This is a genomic window from Streptomyces sp. NPDC001348 (assembly GCF_053597535.1).
This window is the reverse complement of sequence record NZ_JBSFIK010000042.1, coordinates 21,613-37,990: the sequence shown is the minus strand read 5'-3', so window position 1 is coordinate 37,990 and position 16,378 is coordinate 21,613. Positions and strand designations below refer to the sequence as shown.

Annotated in this window: 17 protein-coding genes; 6 read left to right on the top strand and 11 right to left on the bottom strand. The window is 70.4% G+C overall.

The features are described 5' to 3' along the window. Positions 1-37 precede the first annotated feature (37 nt). From ACWC21_RS33065 to ACWC21_RS33040, 6 genes are all read right to left on the bottom strand, one after another. A complete protein-coding gene (locus ACWC21_RS33065; protein ID WP_450887237.1) occupies positions 38-922 on the bottom strand; it encodes a LysR family transcriptional regulator in 885 nt (294 codons plus the stop codon). A 472-nt stretch (positions 923-1,394) separates the two neighbouring features. Beyond that, entirely contained in the window at positions 1,395-2,093 is a 699-nt protein-coding gene (locus tag ACWC21_RS33060; protein ID WP_450887236.1) for an alpha/beta fold hydrolase, read from the bottom strand. A gap of 22 nt (positions 2,094-2,115) precedes the next feature. Further along, the gene (locus tag ACWC21_RS33055) at positions 2,116-2,538 is read right to left on the bottom strand and encodes a nuclear transport factor 2 family protein (protein ID WP_450887234.1); all 423 of its coding nucleotides are present in this window, start codon (positions 2,536-2,538) and stop codon (positions 2,116-2,118) included. Then, on the bottom strand, positions 2,529-3,335 hold the full coding sequence (locus tag ACWC21_RS33050) for an MBL fold metallo-hydrolase (protein WP_450887233.1): 807 nt from the start codon (positions 3,333-3,335) through the stop codon (positions 2,529-2,531). Before ACWC21_RS33050 ends, ACWC21_RS33055 begins: the two co-directional genes overlap by 10 nt. A gap of 253 nt (positions 3,336-3,588) precedes the next feature. Further along, positions 3,589-4,389, bottom strand: coding sequence for an AraC family transcriptional regulator (locus tag ACWC21_RS33045; protein WP_450887232.1), 801 nt, complete (start codon positions 4,387-4,389; stop codon positions 3,589-3,591). A 36-nt stretch (positions 4,390-4,425) separates the two neighbouring features. Further along, on the bottom strand, positions 4,426-5,337 hold the full coding sequence (locus ACWC21_RS33040) for an AraC family transcriptional regulator (RefSeq protein ID WP_450887230.1): 912 nt from the start codon (positions 5,335-5,337) through the stop codon (positions 4,426-4,428). 120 nt (positions 5,338-5,457) lie between these two features. On the opposite strand from ACWC21_RS33040, the gene ACWC21_RS33035 reads away from it, so the two are divergent. From ACWC21_RS33035 to ACWC21_RS33020, 4 genes are all read left to right on the top strand, one after another. Beyond that, on the top strand, positions 5,458-6,237 hold the full coding sequence (locus ACWC21_RS33035; protein WP_450887229.1) for an MBL fold metallo-hydrolase: 780 nt from the start codon (positions 5,458-5,460) through the stop codon (positions 6,235-6,237). A gap of 56 nt (positions 6,238-6,293) precedes the next feature. Next, on the top strand, positions 6,294-6,431 hold the full coding sequence (locus ACWC21_RS33030; protein ID WP_450887227.1) for a hypothetical protein: 138 nt from the start codon (positions 6,294-6,296) through the stop codon (positions 6,429-6,431). 316 nt (positions 6,432-6,747) lie between these two features. Beyond that, positions 6,748-7,689, top strand: a complete 942-nt coding sequence (locus ACWC21_RS33025) for an SMP-30/gluconolactonase/LRE family protein (protein WP_450887225.1) — start codon at positions 6,748-6,750, stop codon at positions 7,687-7,689. 92 nt (positions 7,690-7,781) lie between these two features. After that, complete coding sequence (locus ACWC21_RS33020) at positions 7,782-9,047, top strand: multidrug effflux MFS transporter (RefSeq protein WP_450887224.1); 1,266 nt, start codon at positions 7,782-7,784, stop codon at positions 9,045-9,047. A 247-nt stretch (positions 9,048-9,294) separates the two neighbouring features. Here the strand turns inward: ACWC21_RS33020 and ACWC21_RS33015 are convergent, their stop codons facing one another. The 3 genes from ACWC21_RS33015 to ACWC21_RS33005 form a co-directional block, all read right to left on the bottom strand. After that, a complete protein-coding gene (locus ACWC21_RS33015) occupies positions 9,295-10,623 on the bottom strand; it encodes a class I SAM-dependent RNA methyltransferase (RefSeq protein WP_450887222.1) in 1,329 nt (442 codons plus the stop codon). 102 nt (positions 10,624-10,725) lie between these two features. Then, entirely contained in the window at positions 10,726-12,783 is a 2,058-nt protein-coding gene (locus ACWC21_RS33010; protein ID WP_450887220.1) for an APC family permease, read from the bottom strand. A 231-nt stretch (positions 12,784-13,014) separates the two neighbouring features. Next, entirely contained in the window at positions 13,015-13,188 is a 174-nt protein-coding gene (locus ACWC21_RS33005) for a hypothetical protein (RefSeq protein ID WP_450887218.1), read from the bottom strand. A 227-nt stretch (positions 13,189-13,415) separates the two neighbouring features. Here ACWC21_RS33005 and ACWC21_RS33000 point away from each other — a divergent pair, with 227 nt between their 5' ends. Together ACWC21_RS33000 and ACWC21_RS32995 are read left to right on the top strand one after the other, a co-directional pair. Further along, a complete protein-coding gene (locus ACWC21_RS33000) occupies positions 13,416-14,087 on the top strand; it encodes an NAD-binding protein (protein ID WP_450887217.1) in 672 nt (223 codons plus the stop codon). Next, positions 14,087-14,758: a potassium channel family protein gene (locus ACWC21_RS32995; protein WP_450887215.1), complete on the top strand. Its 672-nt coding sequence runs from the start codon at positions 14,087-14,089 to the stop codon at positions 14,756-14,758. Before ACWC21_RS33000 ends, ACWC21_RS32995 begins: the two co-directional genes overlap by 1 nt. Before the next feature lie 84 nt (positions 14,759-14,842). On the opposite strand, the gene ACWC21_RS32990 is transcribed toward ACWC21_RS32995, so the two are convergent. Continuing rightward, positions 14,843-15,622 (bottom strand): DUF3159 domain-containing protein, encoded by a 780-nt coding sequence (locus tag ACWC21_RS32990; protein ID WP_450887213.1) that lies wholly within the window; start codon positions 15,620-15,622, stop codon positions 14,843-14,845. Between the two features lie 3 nt (positions 15,623-15,625). Continuing rightward, positions 15,626-16,024 (bottom strand): OB-fold nucleic acid binding domain-containing protein, encoded by a 399-nt coding sequence (locus ACWC21_RS32985; protein ID WP_450887211.1) that lies wholly within the window; start codon positions 16,022-16,024, stop codon positions 15,626-15,628. Positions 16,025-16,378: the final 354 nt, after the last annotated feature.

Below are 16,378 nucleotides of genomic sequence, written 5' to 3'. Positions count from 1 at the left end.
AAGACGCAAAGCGGATCTTCCTTATAAGCAGTCCCTATCAGCTGTCGGCGGCCGAGGTGGCGGCCGTCACGAACGCGGCGGCTGCCGGCGACAGGCTGCCGCGGCGGCTGACGAGGGCGATGTCCAAGGTGGTCTCCGGCTCGATGTCCAGGACACGGGCGCCCAGCCGCCGGGCGACGTCCCGCCAGGAATCCGTCACCACCGCGAGCCCGACCCCGGCCAGTACCAGGGGCATGACCGACACACGGTGCTCGGTCTCGGCGGCGACGGTGAACTCGATGCCCTGCTCCCGCAGCGCGTCGACGTAGGCGCGCATCCCAGTACCCGGCTGCCCGACGATCAGCCGCTGCCCCGCAAGCTCCTGGCACTCCACCGCCGTCCGGCCGGCGAACGGGCCGTCGGCCGGCACCATCAGCACGAAACGCTGCCGCCCCAGCGCCTGGGAGACGACCTCCTTGTCGGAGACGGGACCGGCAGACGCCAAAAGCCCCAGCTCCACGGCACCCGTGCGCACCATGTCGATCACATCACGCGAGGTGAACGCCGCTTTGATGGTCACGGAGACGCCGGGATACCGGTGGCTGAAGGCACTCACCAGACTCGTCAGCGGCTCCACCGCCTGCGACGGCATCGATGCCACGTCCAGGCGCCCCTCACGCAGCTCATGCACCGCCGCGACACTCGCCCGCGCCGTCTCCAGACTCCGCACGGCCTCCCGGGCAGGCTCGATCAGGGCTCTTCCGGCCTCCGTCAGCACCGCCCTGCGCCCGATGCGATGGAACAGCTCGGTGCCCAGATCACGCTCCAGCGCCCGCACGGCCTGCGACAGCGACGGCTGGGACACATACAGAGCCGAGGCCGCACGGTTGAACCCCCCACGATCAACGATCGCAAGGAAGTACTCCAGCTGCCGAACATCCATTTCGCGCCCTCTGCCCCTCGACAAATCAGCCGACGACCCGATTGGTCCCGACCATGTTCGCGTGAAGGACAGCCTCGACGGAGTACGGACCACCGATGCCGTAGTCCCCCGGTTCCCGGGGCGTCACGGCCCGCTGGCGACCGACCCGCGCGACATCAGAAGAGCAGCAGGTCAGGCGCCCTTTGCCGCAGGTTCAAGAATCGCCACGCACTCCACGTGGTGCGTCATCGGAAAGATGTCGGCCTGACCGATTCTCGGAAACTCCCAGGTCAGAGCCGGTTTATCGGCTCACTGTCACGCGTGCGGGCGCCCGGAGCGTCAAACGAGCGTCATGACCCACAGTCCATCCCTCCTCTCATGACCTCGTACGACCTGGGCAAGCCGCGCCGGCGTATGGGCCTGTACCGGACCGTCCTGCACGAGGGCCTGCGCGACGACCTGCCCCGCGCCGGCCGTGCAGGTCCCTCCGTGGTCAGCCGCCGGTGGCAGCCCGGGCAACCGCTTCGGCGAGGAACGCGGCCACCTCGTCCGCGTGGGACAGGTGGGGCGAGTGGCCGGAGGGGACACGAACGCTGTGGGCACAGTGCGCGGCCCACTGCTCCTGGACCGCGGGCGGCAGCGCCGGGTCCTCGGTGGCTACGACGTACGTCAGCGGTACGTCCGTCGGCGCGGCGGCCAGCTTTTCCGTGAAGGCGCGCACGCCCTGCCAGTTGAGGCGCTTGACCGCCTCGGCGGTCAGGACGGGGTCGACACCGCTGAAGATCGACTGCTCGGCGTCCCCCGCCTTGACGGCGCGTCCGTCCGGCGAGTGGATCCAGGTGGGCGGGAAGTCTCCGCCCATCCATTCCATCATCGAGGTGCCGGGTTCGAGTGCGAACGCGGCCAGGTAGACGAGTTCGGCGACCTGTTCCGCCTCGGCGGCGGCCCAGGTGGCGGGCACTCCTCCATAGGAGTGGGCGGCCAGCACCACGGGGCCGCTGACCGCGTCGATCGTGTCCCGGACGACTGCGACGTCCTCGGTCAGTCCTTCGGCGGCGACACTGTCGGGATTACTGCTCGGCAGTTGCACGGCTCGGGATGCGATGCCACGGGCGGTGAGCCGCTCGCGCAGCGGTTCGAAGATCCACGGGGTGTGCATCGCCCCGTGCACCAGCACAACGGTGGGGTTCATGTGGAGCATCCTCGGGTGCGGGTCAGGCGGTCATGGCGTCGCGGACGAGGGCGGTGTCGACGAACTGCTCGAAGCGGACGATCAGTCCGCCGCGGACGACGAAGTGGTGGGCGACCCGGACGTCGATCGGCTTGCCGGTGGTCTTGTTGGTCGCGGTGTAGCGGGCGAGGACGACGACGTTCTCGCCGTCGACGACGTAGGTGTCGTCGTGGGCGGTCCAGCCGTCCCAGTCCTTGCCCAGCTGTTCCATCACGTTCGAGGTCACGCCGTCGGGGGTGCGGTAGGTGCCGGCGAGGGGGAAGCCGGCCATCTCCGTCCACTCCACGTCCGGTGCGAGGGTGGCCTGCAGGGATTCGAGGTCGCCGGCGGCGGAGGCCAGGTACTGACGGCGTACGACGTCGGCGGGAGCGGTCGAGGTCGCGAAATCGCTCACGGTCAGCCCCACTTCATCTCGCCCTTGGCGACCTTCGCACCGATCTGGGCGGCGATCAGCATGCCGTTGTCCGGGTAGCGCTTGACCAGTGCCTCGGTGAGAGCAGCGCCGTCGGCCGCCTTGCCCAGCTCCTCCTCGAAGGCGAGCAGGTAGTCGCGGGTGGCGGTGATGGCGGAGGCGTCGGCGGGGGTGCCGGGCAGGCGGTGGCCGGGCACGACCAACTCGGGCTGGAGTGCGGCCATCTCGTCCAGCAGGCCGATCCACGCCGCGCGGTCCTCGGGGGTGGGGGTGTCGGCGACCCAGACGTGCTCCTGCTGGAAGAGCAGGACGCCGCCGAGCAGGGCGCGGTGCTCGGCCTGCCACAGGTAGTGCCGGTCGGGCAGGGCCGCGGGGCCGCCCTTGAGCTGGAAGGTGTGGCCTTCCAGGGTGAGGCCCCCGGTCAGCGGGGTGAGGTCGACCAGGCGGGTCGGCAGGTTGGCGCCGAGGGCCGCCCATGCCTTGAGCTTGCCCTCGTAGGAGTGGGCGATGTGCTCGATGACCAGGGGGGTCGCCACGAAGACGGCGTCGGGGAAGGCGTCGGCGACGACTTCGGCGCCGAAGTAGAAGTCGGGGTCGGCGTGGCTGACGAAGACGGTGGTGAGCTGCTTGCCGGAGTCGAGGATCTCGGCGGCCAGCCGGTGGCCGTCGGCGCGGGTGAAGGCGGCGTCGACCAGCAACACCTCGTTCTCGCCGGTGACGAGGGTGGCGGTCTTGTTCCTGCTGCCGGCCGGGAAATCCAGGTCGAGGACCTTGAAGGAGAGCGTGCGCAACTGTGCCTCCATGCATAGGGATGACGGAACGGGTCACGCCGAGAATTCGCCGCCGGTCAGGTCGGTGATGCACGCATGCGCATCAGACGACATGCCGTGCGCACGTTCACACCATTCCCTGCGGGTTCGGAGTTCTCCACTCGGTGCCGTGCCATCAGGTGAGCAATCGTGATCGCGTTCAACCCTTTCCCCGCCGGAACGCGCCGACAAGGTGGAAGAAGGACTCGCCGTGGTCAAACGAAGACAGCGACGATCAGCGACCCACCATGGAGTGAGGGCCGTCGGACTGGAAGGGCTCACGGAAGGCACCCGGGGCGGTGCCCGTGTGCCGGGTGAAGAACTTGCCGAAGTTGGTGGATTCCGGAAAGCCGAGATGCCGCGCGATCGTCGACACCGGCTCGTGCGTGTGGGCGAGCAGCCGCCGCGCCTCCAAGGCGACGCGCTCGTCGATGACTGGCTTGACCGGCTGCCCGGTAGCGGCCATGCAGGCACGGCTGAGAGTCCTGACGGTGTGACCCAAACGGTCGGCGTAGTCGGCGGCCCGCCGGGTGGTGGCACAGGAACGCTCCAACTCGGCGCGGAAGCGGGCGTACACCTCCCCGCCTGCCTGCGCCTTGCCCCCCTCGTCGGTGCACGACAGCCGGTCGATGTGCAGCAGCACGGCGGCGAGCAGATGGCGGAGCATCTCCGGTGACACCGACTGGTCGCAGCGGTTGTACTCCGCGCGGATCTGGTTGACCAGCGTCGCCAGGACGGCGTAGTCGGAGCTCGTGCCGAGTTGCCTGCACACGGGGCCTCGCCACTCGTTGAGCAGACGGTCAGCGGTGTTGCAGAGTGGCAGGAACGACGGGGTGAACAGCAGGTGCAGGCCGTTCGTGCTGCCCGGACGGACGTAACGCTGCACCTGGCCCGGCCGCACCCACAGCAGCGTGCCCGGACGGCAGGAGTAGGTCACGAAGTCGACAGCGTGCTCCCCGTTGCCCTCCGTGATCAGGGAGGGCGTGTGAAAGTCGATGCGGTGCACCCCAACCGGGTGGAAAGAGGAACTGCGCATGCCCGTCACATTGTCTTTTCGTGAGCGGTGAGGCGCCTACGCGCCCTGATGGGCCTGGCGGAACGCACCCGGAGTCATGCCGGTGTGGCGGGTGAAGAACTTGCCGAAGTTGGTGGGTTCGACGAAGCCGAGACGTCGTGCGATCGTCGCCACCGGTTCGTCGGTGTGGGCGAGCAGCCGTTGGGCCTCCAGGGCCACTCGGGCGTCGATGACGTGCTTCACGGGCTGTCCGGTGGCGGCCAGGCAGGCACGCGTCAGTGTCTTGACGGTGTACCCCAGGCGGTGGGCGTAGTCGGCGGCGCGGCGGGTGGTGGCGTACCCGCGCTCCAGCTCGGCGCGGAACCGGCGGTACACCTCGCCGCCCGCGTGCGGGTCCCCACCGCCCTCGGGGTGGGGCAGGCGGTCGATCTGCAGCAGCACGGTTGCAAGGAGGAGCTGGAGGATCTCCGCCGACACGGTCTGCGCGGGACGGTCGTACTCGGCCCGCATCTGACCGAGCAGGGTCGCCAGTACGGCGTACTCGGGGCTCGCCCCCAGCTGCCGGCAGGCCGGCCCGTACCACTGCTTCACCAGCCGGTCGGCGCTGCTGGTGTGCGGCGGGAAGGCCGGCGTGAAGAGGAGGTGGGTGCCGTTCGCCGTGCCGGGCCGGACGAAACGCTGGACCTGGCCCGGCCGGACCCACAACAGGGTGCCGGGGCGGCATGGATAGGTCACGAAGTCGATCGCGTGCTCCCCGTTCCCCTCCGTGATCAGCGTGAGGGTGTGGAAGTCCACCCGGTGCACCAGGTCGGGCCGCCGGCCCCGGCGCCTGCGCCGTTCGTGCAGCGTGGCGAGATCGATGATCTCGAACCCGGGAACCCGATCGTCGGGGGGACGGAAGCCGAGCCGGAGGATGGCGCCTCCCGGGGCGGGATCGCCGTCTGCGAGGTCCGCGGGACGCATCACCATCTCCAGATGTCCTCGATTTACCATGCCGCGTCTTCAGCGTATCTCGCCTGCCTGCGGCGATGTGACAACAGTGGAGGACATCAAGGCGGCACGAGGCCGCCTCCACCGCAAGGAGCCCCTATGAACGGCTCGGTCACCGTCCTGGACAAGGGCACGGTCCGCATCCACAGCTACATGTCCCCCGCCGACACCTTTCACACCACCACCCAGCTGATCGAGACCCCGGCCCGGATCATCGCGATCGACGCCCAACTGCTGCCCGCCTACGCAGACGAGGCCGTCGCCTACGCCAAGGGACTCGGCAAGCCGATCGACCGCCTCATCGTCACCCATGCCCACCCGGACCACTACAACGGCGCCTCCCGCTTCGGCGTCCCCGTCCACGCCCTGGCTCGGGTGAGCGAGCAGATCGTCGCCCGCGGCGACAGCCACCTGCCGACCGGCCAGGTCATCCCGCTCACCGAGTTCACCCCGAACGTCGCCCTCGTCCCGGGCACCGAGGTCATCGACGGCGTCACCTTCGTCTTCGAGGCCGTCTCCGGCGGTGAGGCGGCCGACGAACTCCTGATCAAGCTGCCGGAGCAGGGCGTTCTGATCGCCCAGGACCTCGTCTACCACGACGTCCACCTCTACCTGGGCAACAACGACATCACCGGCTGGCAGCAGGCCGTGGACGCGCTGGCCTCCGAGAGCGGCTACGACACGATCCTCGCCGGTCACGGCGCCCCCACCGGGCCCGAGGTCTACGAGGACATCCGCCGCTACCTCGCCGACGCCCGCGAACTGCTCGGCGACGACGGTGAGGCGTACAAGAAGGCGATCGTCGACAAGTACCCGGCCCACGTCGGCCCCTTCATCATCGACATCGCCAACCGGTCGCTCTTTCCCGCCGCCGGCTGATCGCCGTTCGTTCCTCAGCTCCCTGCCGGCACACGCTCATCCCGAGAGATCCGCCATTGTCTCCCGTACGTCTGCGCGGCTCCCGTGACACGGCTGTCGCAGCGGCCGACCTCCTCGTGCTGGGCGGCGCCGCCCTGGCCCTCGCGGCCTCCGGCGGCACCGTGCCCCGCCCCGTCCACCGCCGGCACCGCTGATCCCCGGCGGCACCCCGAGGGCATCGCCCACCGGCAGGGCATGCCGTACTTCTACGTCGGCAGCACCGGCGACGGCACCATCTAAGCTCCGGCGGACTGAACCCGGTCGACGTCGGCGAGCTCAAGCACGCCCGCCAGCTGGAGGACTTTCAACTGCTCCACATGGCGCTCCAGATCCGCGAAGGCGGCCACGGCTGGGCCAGCACGATCAAGATCGTCGCCCCCTGAACCCATCCACCACCCCCACCCACACTGTCGGCCCGCCCCTTACCCACGGACCGGCAGTGGCCCCGAGCCACACCAGGAGAACCACCCCATGCACGTCCGCGCCACCGTCACCACGCTCGCCGCCACAGCGGCCCTGCTGGCCTCCGCGGCGACCGCCACGGCGGCGACCGAGCCGCTCTCCGGGCCGCACATCGCGGCCCACTTCAGCCTGGCGGCCTCGCAGCAGCCCGAGAACATCACCGTCGACCGCACCGGAGCGGCGTATCTGACCTTCTCCTTCGCCCGGCAGATCGTCCGCATCGCCCCCGGGGGACACGCGCACGTACTCGCCACGCTCCCCGCACCCGCGAAGGCGAGCACCCCCAACCTGGGCAAGGCGTTCGTCGGCGGCATCGCCCGCGCCGACGACGGCACCCTCTACGTCACCTACGCCACCGGCACCGCCGACCTCACCGGCGTCTGGGCCATCCGCCCCGGTGGCCGTCCGCGCCGGATCGCCGCCCTGCCCGCCGACGGGCTGCCCAACGGCCTCGCCCTCGACAAGCGCACACAGAAGCTCTACGTCACCGACTCCGTCCACGGCGTCATCTACCGCCTGCCCGCGCAGGGCGGCGAGGCCACCGTCTGGGCCCGCGGCGAGGAGCTCGAACCCAGCACCTTCGCCGGCGCCAACGGCCTGAAGCTCCACAACGGAGCCGTCTGGGCCACCAACCTCGACAAGGGCACGGTCCTGCGCATCCCCGTCACAGCGCGCGGCACCGCGGGCAGGATCCAGGTGCACGCCATCGGCATGCCCTCCATCGACGACTTCGCCTTCACCGGCCGTGGCGACACCCTCCTGGCCGCCCGCGACGACAACCAGGTCGACCTAGTCCGCCCCGACGGCACCCACACCGCGGTGCTCACGGCCGCCGACGGCCTCCGGACTCCGACCTCCGTCGCGGTTCACGGCCACACGGTGTACGTCCCCAGCGCCGCGTACCTCACCGACAAGGACCCCAACCTGCTCGTCGCCCACCTCGACCGCTGACACGGCCGTAGCGGCCGACCCATCCGCGGCGGCCGCGAGCGGCAGGCAACCCTGATGCTCGCGCCGCCGACCGACGCACCTCTGGAACACAGATGGACGCCACTCCGCAGACCGGTGCACGAGCGGACGACCCGCAACGACGCGCGGCGCGAGGCCGTCGTCGCCGCCGCCTCCCCCTCGTCCTGGGCTCCCTGACCGCACTCGGCCCCCTCACCATCGACCTCTACCTGCCGGCCCTCCCGCACGTCGGCACGGACTTGCACATCTCGCAGACCGTCACCCAGCTCACTCTGACCGCCTTTATGGCCGGCATCGCCCTGGGCCAACTGGTCATCGGCCCGCTCAGCGACACCCTCGGCCGGCGCCGGCCGCTGCTCCTGGGCCTATCGGGGTACGTGGTGGCGGGTGCCCTCTGCGCCTTCGCCCCGGATCCTGCGGTGCTCATCGGCATGCGTCTGATCCAGGGCCTGGCGGGGGCCGCCGGCATCGTCATCGCCCGGGCCGTCGTGCGTGACCTGTACGACGGACTCGCCGCCGCCCGTCTGCTGTCCTCGCTGATGCTGGTCTCCGGCACCGCGCCGATCCTCGCCCCTGTGCTGGGCGCCCAGTTGCTGAGGCTGACCTCCTGGCGCGGCGTGTTCGTCACCCTCACGCTCCTGGGGCTGGCCATCCTGGCGGCCACCGCCGCTGTGCTGCCCGAGACCCTGCCACGTCCGGAGCGGCGACACGGCGGGCTCCCGGCAACCCTGCGCACCATGCGCGAGCTGGTGGACGACCGCTCCTTCACCGGTTACCTGCTCACCGGCAGCCTCGGCTTCGCCGCCCTGTTCGCCTACATCGCCGGCTCCTCCTTCACCCTCCAGGAGGTCTACGGCGCCTCCCCGCAGACGTACAGCCTGCTCTTCGGCCTCAACTCGCTCGGCATGGTCGCCACCGGGCAGCTCAACGGCAAGCTCCTGCTCGGCCGCTTCCCCTCACACCGTGTGCTGGCCACCGGCCTGGCCGTGCTCACCGCCGCGGGCGTGGCCCTGTTGCTCCTGGTCACCGCCACGCACGTGGGTCTGCCGTGGATCACGGTCGCGCTCTTCTTCACCGCCTGTCCGGTCGGCATGATCCTGCCCACCACCACGGCCCTGTCCCTGCAGCGCGCCCCGCACGCGGCGGGCAGTGCCTCCGCGCTTCTGGGCACCACCCAGTTCCTCATGGGTGCCCTCGCACCGGCCCTCGCCGGTCTCGGGGGGCAGTCCACCGCCCTCCCCATGGCGATGTCGGTGCTCGGCCTCGCCGTGGCCGCGGCCGGATGCTTCCTCGCGCTGTGCCGTCCCTGGCAGGCCGGTCTGGATCCACTGGCGCGGTGAGCCCGGTTTCGGTCCGGCAACCCCCACTGCCGTGACGCCTCGTCAGAGCGAGCGTCATCTGAGCGTCGAGATCGCTGGCATCGTCCGGGCCGAGCGGCGGCAAGACCATCCCCGCCGATCCGGCAGCGGCCCCAGGAATGCCAGGTCCGACGGCCTTCACGAGCGATGGAGACGCCCCACGTCATGGGCTTCGGGTAACAGGTCGAGCACCACCGACCACATCTGGAAAACCCAAGAAAGTCGCAGGTCAGAGCCCCTTTGCAGCAGGCTCCAGAATCGCCACGCACTCCACGTGCGACGTCATCGGGAACAGATCGAACGCCCGCAGCGTCCGCACCCGGTACCCCCCGTCCCTGAAGTACGCGATGTCCCGGGCCAGCGCGGCGGGGTCGCAGGCCACGTAGGCGATCCGCCGGGCGCCCAGGGACGCGAGGTGGGCCACCGTCGCGCGGCCCGCGCCGGCGCGCGGCGGGTCGAGGACGACGAGGTCGGCCTCGGTGATGCCGGTGCGGGGAAGGACGGACTCGACCTTGCCCTGTTCGATGCGGACGCGGGGGAAGTCGGCGAGGTTGTGTCGGGCGTCCTCGACGGCGCGCTTGCCGGACTCGATGCCGAGGACCGCGCCCGTCTCGCCGAGGCGGTCGGCGAGGGCGCCGGCGAAGAGGCCGACACCGCAGTAGAGGTCGAGGGCCGTCTCCCCCTTGCGGGGCAGCAGGCCCTGCATGACCGCCGTGACCAGGGTGTCTGCGGCCTTGGGGTGGACCTGCCAGAAGCCGCCGCCGCCGACGCGGTACGTACGGCCGTCCGCGCGTTCGCGGACGAAGGGGCGGCCGTGGACGCGGTGGACGCCGCCGGAACGCTCGTCGACCCGGAGGACCGAGACGGGCTTGTCCAGTTCGACTAGCGGGAGGCGGGCGCCGGGGCGGGGGGTGAGGACCACCTGGCGGTCCTGGGAGCCGGTCGCCGCGATCGCCTCGACCACGTCCATGCCGGTCCAGTCGCGCTTCTCGATGCCCAGCTCGCTGACGCCGGCCGCGGCGATCATGCAGTGGTCGATCCGCTCGACCTCGTGCGAGCGGTGGCGCCGCAGACCGGCGTGACCGTCGGGGGCCACCGCGTACTGCACCCGGGTCCGCCACTGCGGCACCTCGCCCGCGGGCAGCTTGTCGCCCTCGGCGGGAAGGACGGTGCCGTCCCAGCCGGCCTCCTCCGGCGTGAGTCCGGCCAGCCGCTGGAGCTGCTCGGCGATCACGTCGGCCTTGAGGCGGCGCTGGGCGCCCGGTTTGGCGTGCTGCCAGTCGCAGCCGCCGCAGCGGCCCGGGCCGGCGTAGGGGCAGGGGGCGTCGATGCGGTCCTTGGAGGCCTCGAGGACCTCTACGGCGTCCGCGCGGAGGAAGCGGGCGCCCTCCTCGCCGTCCGTCACCCGGGCCACGACGCGCTCGCCGGGCAGCGCGTGCCGGACGAACAGGACCTGGCCCTCCGAGGTGCGGGCGATGCAGTGACCGCCGTGGGCGACGGGGCCGACCTCGACCTCGTACTCCTCTCCCACCAGCGACTTCCTCGGTACTTCCTGCATGGTGGGGTGACTCCAGATCGGGGAGGGACGGGGGCGGCCCCGGCGGGGGCCCGACAACAGCCCACCAGTCTACGTGCCGCCGCCCGGTCCTCCTCGCGCCCGTCAGTCCTTGGCGCTGGGCTCCTTCTCCGCGTGCGCCCGCTGCTCCGCCGGACCGCGGCGCACCGCACCCGGCGCGTTCCACTCCTGCCGCCTGCGGGCCCGGTTCCGCGCCGCCTCGGAGGAGGCCAGCTGGTAGGGCACCGAGGTCACCATGATGCCCGGCGTGAACAGCAGGCGACCCTTGAGGCGCAGGGCGCTCTGGTTGTGCAGCAGGTGCTCGTACCAGTGACCGACCACGTACTCCGGGATGATCACCGAGACCGCGGCGCGCGGCGACTCCTTGCGCAGGCTCTTGACGTACTCGATGATCGGGCGGGTGATCTCGCGGTAGGGCGAGTCCAGCACCTTCAGCGGTACGTCGATGCCGCGCCGCTCCCACTCCTCGCGCAGCGCCTTCGTCTCGGCCGGGTCGACGTTGACGGTGAGCGCCTCCAGGGTGTCCGAGCGCATCAGCTTGGCGTAGGCCAGGGCGCGCAGGGTGGGGCGGTGGATCTTGGAGATCAGCACGACCGAGTGCACCCGGGACGGACGTACGCTGTCGTCGCTCGGGCTCTCGGGGGCCGCGATCTCCTCGGCCACCCGGTCGTAGTGCTTACGGATCGCGGTCATCGTCGCGTAGAAGATGCACATGCCCATCAGCGCCACCCAGGCGCCGTGGGTGAACTTCGTGACGAGGACCACGACCAGCACCAGGCCGGTGAAGAAGGCGCCGAAGGCGTTGATCGCGCGGGAGCGCATCATGTGGCGGCGCTTGTTCTGGTCCTGCTCGGTGGCCAGGTGGCGGTTCCAGTGCCGGACCATGCCGGTCTGGCTGAGCGTGAAGGAGACGAACACGCCGACGATGTACAGCTGGATCAGGCGGGTGGAGTCGGCGCCGTAGATGATGGTCAGCAGGGCCGCCGTGCCGGCGAGCAGCACGATGCCGTTGGAGAAGGCCAGGCGGTCGCCGCGGGTGTGCAGCTGGCGCGGCAGGTAGCGGTCCTGGGCGAGGATGGAGCCGAGCAGGGGGAAGCCGTTGTACGCCGTGTTCGCGGCGAGGAACAGGACCAGGGCGGTGGCGGCGGCGAGCACCACGAACAGGAAGCTGCCCTTGCCGAAGACCGCCTCGGCGACCTGGGAGATCACCGGGTTCTGGACGTAGCCGGAGCCGATGGCGACGCCGTTGTGGATCAGGTCGGTGGCCGGGTTCTCGGCCATGCGGACCTTGGTCGCCATGGCCAGGGCGATGATGCCGCAGAACATGGTGACCGCCAGCAGGCCCATCATCGCCAGCGTGGTCGCCGCGTTCTTCGACTTGGGCTTGCGGAAGGCGGGCACGCCGTTGGAGATCGCCTCGACGCCGGTGAGCGCCGCACAGCCGGAGGAGAACGCGCGCAGCAGCAGGAAGACGAGGGCGAAGCCCGCCAGGCCCTGGTGCTCGGCCTTGATGTGGTAGTCGGCGGTGGGGGCGCGCATGGTGTCGCCGAGGACCAGTCCGCGGAAGGCACCCCAGGCGATCATGATGAAGACGCCGCCGACGAACACGTACGTCGGGATGGCGAAGAGCTTGCCGGACTCCTTCACCCCTCGCAGGTTCATCAGGGTCAGCAGCACGATCACGGCGGTCGCGCAGAACACCTTGTGCTCGACGACGAAGGGGACCGCGGAGCCGAGGTTCTCGATGCCGGACGCGATGGAGACGGCGACGGTGAGGACGTAGTCGACGAGCAGCGCGCTGGCGACGGTGAGGCCGGCCTTGGGGCCCAGATTGGTGGTGGCGACCTCGTAGTCGCCGCCGCCGCTCGGGTACGCGTGCACGTTCTGGCGGTAGGAGGCGACCACCGTGAACATCAGCACGACGACCGCGACCGCGATCCAGGGGCTGAAGTGGTACGCCGACACGCCCGCGATGGACAGGACCAGCAGTACCTCACCCGGGGCGTAGGCCACGGAGGACAGCGGGTCGGAGGCGAAGACGGGGAGTGCGATGCGCTTCGGCAGGAGTGTTTCGCCCAGCCGGTCACTGCGCAGTGCGCGCCCGATCAGGATCCGTTTGGGCACGTCGGTCAGTTTGGACACGAGAGAGGATCGTAAGCCTTCGAACTGGCTGTCGCCCACCCGCCGTCTCGGTTATTCCCGGCGATTGGACTCACAGACGGTCGGAACTGCGGATTCCGTGGTCCGGTTGCCCGCCGTGCCGGGACGGCAAACCCCGTCCGTACACCGCCTGTACGCCGTCTCCGCCCTGCCCGTGCCCCGTCCGTCAGCACTCGTCGGCCTCGGAATCCCGCCCCTGCGGCGTGCGCGACATCACGCGCCGGGGAACGGCTTCCCGAGGATCCTGGTCAGCCGTGCCTCGAGCGCGGCACGGCATCGCGGGCCACTGTCTTCCGGCCGCGCGGGCCGTGCGAGCTGAGTGTCGACGTACGCCCCGGCCCCGGCTGCCGTGGGCACCCTGGTGCAGGAGTACGTCGGAAACGTCATCGGCGACTCCTGGAGCGGGCGGTTTCGTCGGGCAGTCGAGCAGTGTGGGATCACGCGCGTCGAGCAGGTTTCAAGCGCCTGTGGAGGAGCCGATACGTTGGGGACAGGCATGATGTTGCCCGGCGGCCGTCCCTGAGGCCGCCGGTGTCGCCCCACGAGCCGGAAGAGGACAATGAGCGGGACGTTTGTGCAGGCCGGAAGGCCTATCGGAAGTGTGATGTAGAGCCATGCACATCGTGATCATGGGTTGCGGGAGAGTGGGCTCCGCTCTCGCCCAGACCCTGGAGCAACAGGGGCACACGGTCGCCGTGATCGACCAGGACCCCACCGCGTTCCGCAAGCTGGGCCCGGGATTCGGTGGCCGCCGGGTCACCGGCGTCGGCTTCGACCAGGACACCTTGCGCGAGGCGGGCATCGAGGAGGCCGGCGCCTTCGCCGCGGTCTCCAGCGGTGACAACTCGAACATCATCTCCGCGCGCGTGGCCCGCGAGATGTTCGGTGTGGAGAACGTGGCGGCGCGCATCTACGACCCCCGCCGTGCCGAGGTCTACCAGCGTCTGGGCATTCCCACCGTGGCCACGGTCCGCTGGACCGCCGACCAGATGCTGCGCCGCCTGCTGCCGTCCGGCGCGGAGCCGCTGTGGCGCGACCCCACCGGCGGCGTCCAGCTCGCCGAGGTGCACGCCTCGCCGAAGTGGGTCGGGCACAAGATCAGCAAGCTGCAGGAGGAGACAGGCGTCCGCGTGGCGTTCCTGACCCGCCTGGGCGAGGCCATCGTGCCCAGCTCGCAGACGGTGCTGCAGGAAGGCGACCTGGTGCACGTGATGATGCGGACGGACGACGTCGAGAAGGTCGAGGCGGCGTTCGCCGGGGGCCCGGAAGAGGAGGGCGGTCACTGATGAGGGTCGCCATTGCCGGTGCCGGCGCGGTCGGCCGCTCGATCGCGGGCGAGCTGCTGGAGAACGGTCACGAGGTCCTGCTGATCGACAAGGCACCGACCGCCATCTCGGTGGAGCGGGTGCCGCAGGCGGAGTGGCTGCTGGCCGACGCCTGTGAGATCACCTCCCTGGACGAGGCGGCGCTCCAGCGCTGCAACGTCGTCATCGCCGCGACCGGCGACGACAAGGTCAACCTGGTCGTCTCGCTGCTGGCGAAGACGGAGTACGGCGTTCCGCGCGTCGTGGCCCGGGTGAACAACCCCAAGAACGAGTGGCTGTTCAACGAGGCCTGGGGTGTCGACGTCGCCGTCTCCACCCCGCGTCTGATGTCCGCCCTCGTCGAGGAGGCGGTGAGCGTCGGCGACCTGGTCCGCCTGCTCCGCTTCAGCCACGGCGACGCCAACCTCGTCGAGCTGACCCTCCCGGAGGAGTCGGCCCTGGCCGGCACCCAGGTCGGCGACGTCGAGTGGCCCGAGGACACGTCCCTGGTCACCATCATCCGGGGCACCCGCGTCCTCACCCCGTCCAAGGAGGACTCCCTGGAGCCGGGCGACGAGCTGCTGTTCGTGGCCGCGCAGGCCCGGGAGGAGCAGCTGGAGGAGCTGCTGTCGGTGCGGCGGGAGGACGGCTGACGGCTTCGGGAGAACCCGGGTTCATGAGGACGGGGCGCCCGGAGATCTCCGGGCGCCCCGTCCTCATGGGCCTTGGAAGCGGCGCTACGCCTCGCGGCGGTGCCGGCCCCCGCTCGACGCCTCGTCACGCTCGGCCGCGGCCGCGGCGGCCTTCCGCTCCTCCTCGGCCTTCTCCTCGGCCTCCATCTCCGCGAACACGTCGATCGGCGCGGGCGCCTTCGCGAGGAAGAGCCAGGTGAGCCAGACCGCGAGCAGGAAGGGCGGGATCTTCAGCGCCACCAGCACCCAGCCCAGCTGGGCCGTGTTGGCCCACCAGTACAGCGGGAAGAGGATCGCGCACTTGGCGAGCAGGATCAGGCCCCAGGCCCAGCTGGCCTTGGCGTAGGCCTTCTTGCGGCCGGGGTTGCGGGTGCGCCAGGAGAGGTTCTCCTTGAAGACCGGGCCGAGGATCAGGCCGATCAGGGGCACTCCGGCGAGGGTCGTGATGATGTACGCCAGGGACAGACCCAGCGTGTACAGCATGCCGGGGAGGTAGAAGTCCTTGGCGTTGCCGGTGAACATCGCGAAGACGACACCGAAGGCGACGCCGAAGACACCGCTGAAGGCGTGTTTGACGGTGTCCTTCATCGCCAGCCGGACCACGACCAGGATCAGGGACACGGCCAGCGCGGCGATCGCCGACCAGTGCAGATCCTTGTTGATCGTGAAGATGGTGACGAAGAGGAGACCGGGCAGGACGGTCTCGACCATGCCCCGGACACCGCCGAACGCCTCGAACAGCGCGGCTTCGGTCACCGCCCGCGCGTCGTCCGTCCGAGCGTCGTCGGCCTGTGTGTCTTCGGTCGGCTTGTCGAGTGACGTCACCGGCTACTCCCGTCCGAGGGGTCGCAGTTCGTACTTCGGGTTGAACAGCACCCGGCGGCCCCGGCTCATCGAGATCCGGCCCGATGCGATGAGCTTGCGCCCCGGCTCTATTCCCACGATGGAGCGCCTGCCCAGCCACACCACGTCCAGCGCGGCGGAGCCGTCGAACAGCTCGGCCTCCAGAGCCGGGACTCCGGCTCGTGGCCGCAGGGTGACGGTGCGCAAGGTACCAGTCACCGTGACGATCTGCCGGTCGTGGCAGTCGCCGATCCGGGTGCAGCCCGCGGTGTCGGCGTCCTCCCTGAGCTCCTCGGACTCCAGGTCCTCCTGGGACGAGGACAGCCGGTCGAGCATGCGCCGGAACCGGCCGGCCGACTTTTGGGATCGAGGCACAGCACTCATACGTGAAGCGTACCGGGGCGCACTGTCACCGACGTAACGTCCGCCCGCCACCTGGGTGCTTAGGGGGTGTCTTGTGGATCAGGCCGGCATAGGCCGACGGCGCCTTCCAGCCGACCCCGAGCGGGGGCGATGGGGGTGCCCCCGCGCGAGGCTGTTCGAGCGTGGGGGAGCGTGCAGCTGCAAGGCGGAGGAGGGCGGCAACGCGATGGGGGTCCCCCCGCTCGAGCGAAGCCGAGAGTGGGGGAGTTGGCAACCGACGACAACGCCGGTGGGGGCCCCTCCCGCTCGAGCGAAGTCGAGAGTGGGGGAGTGCGTGCCAGGCCCCGCGACCCCGGGATGATCCCCAAGACACCC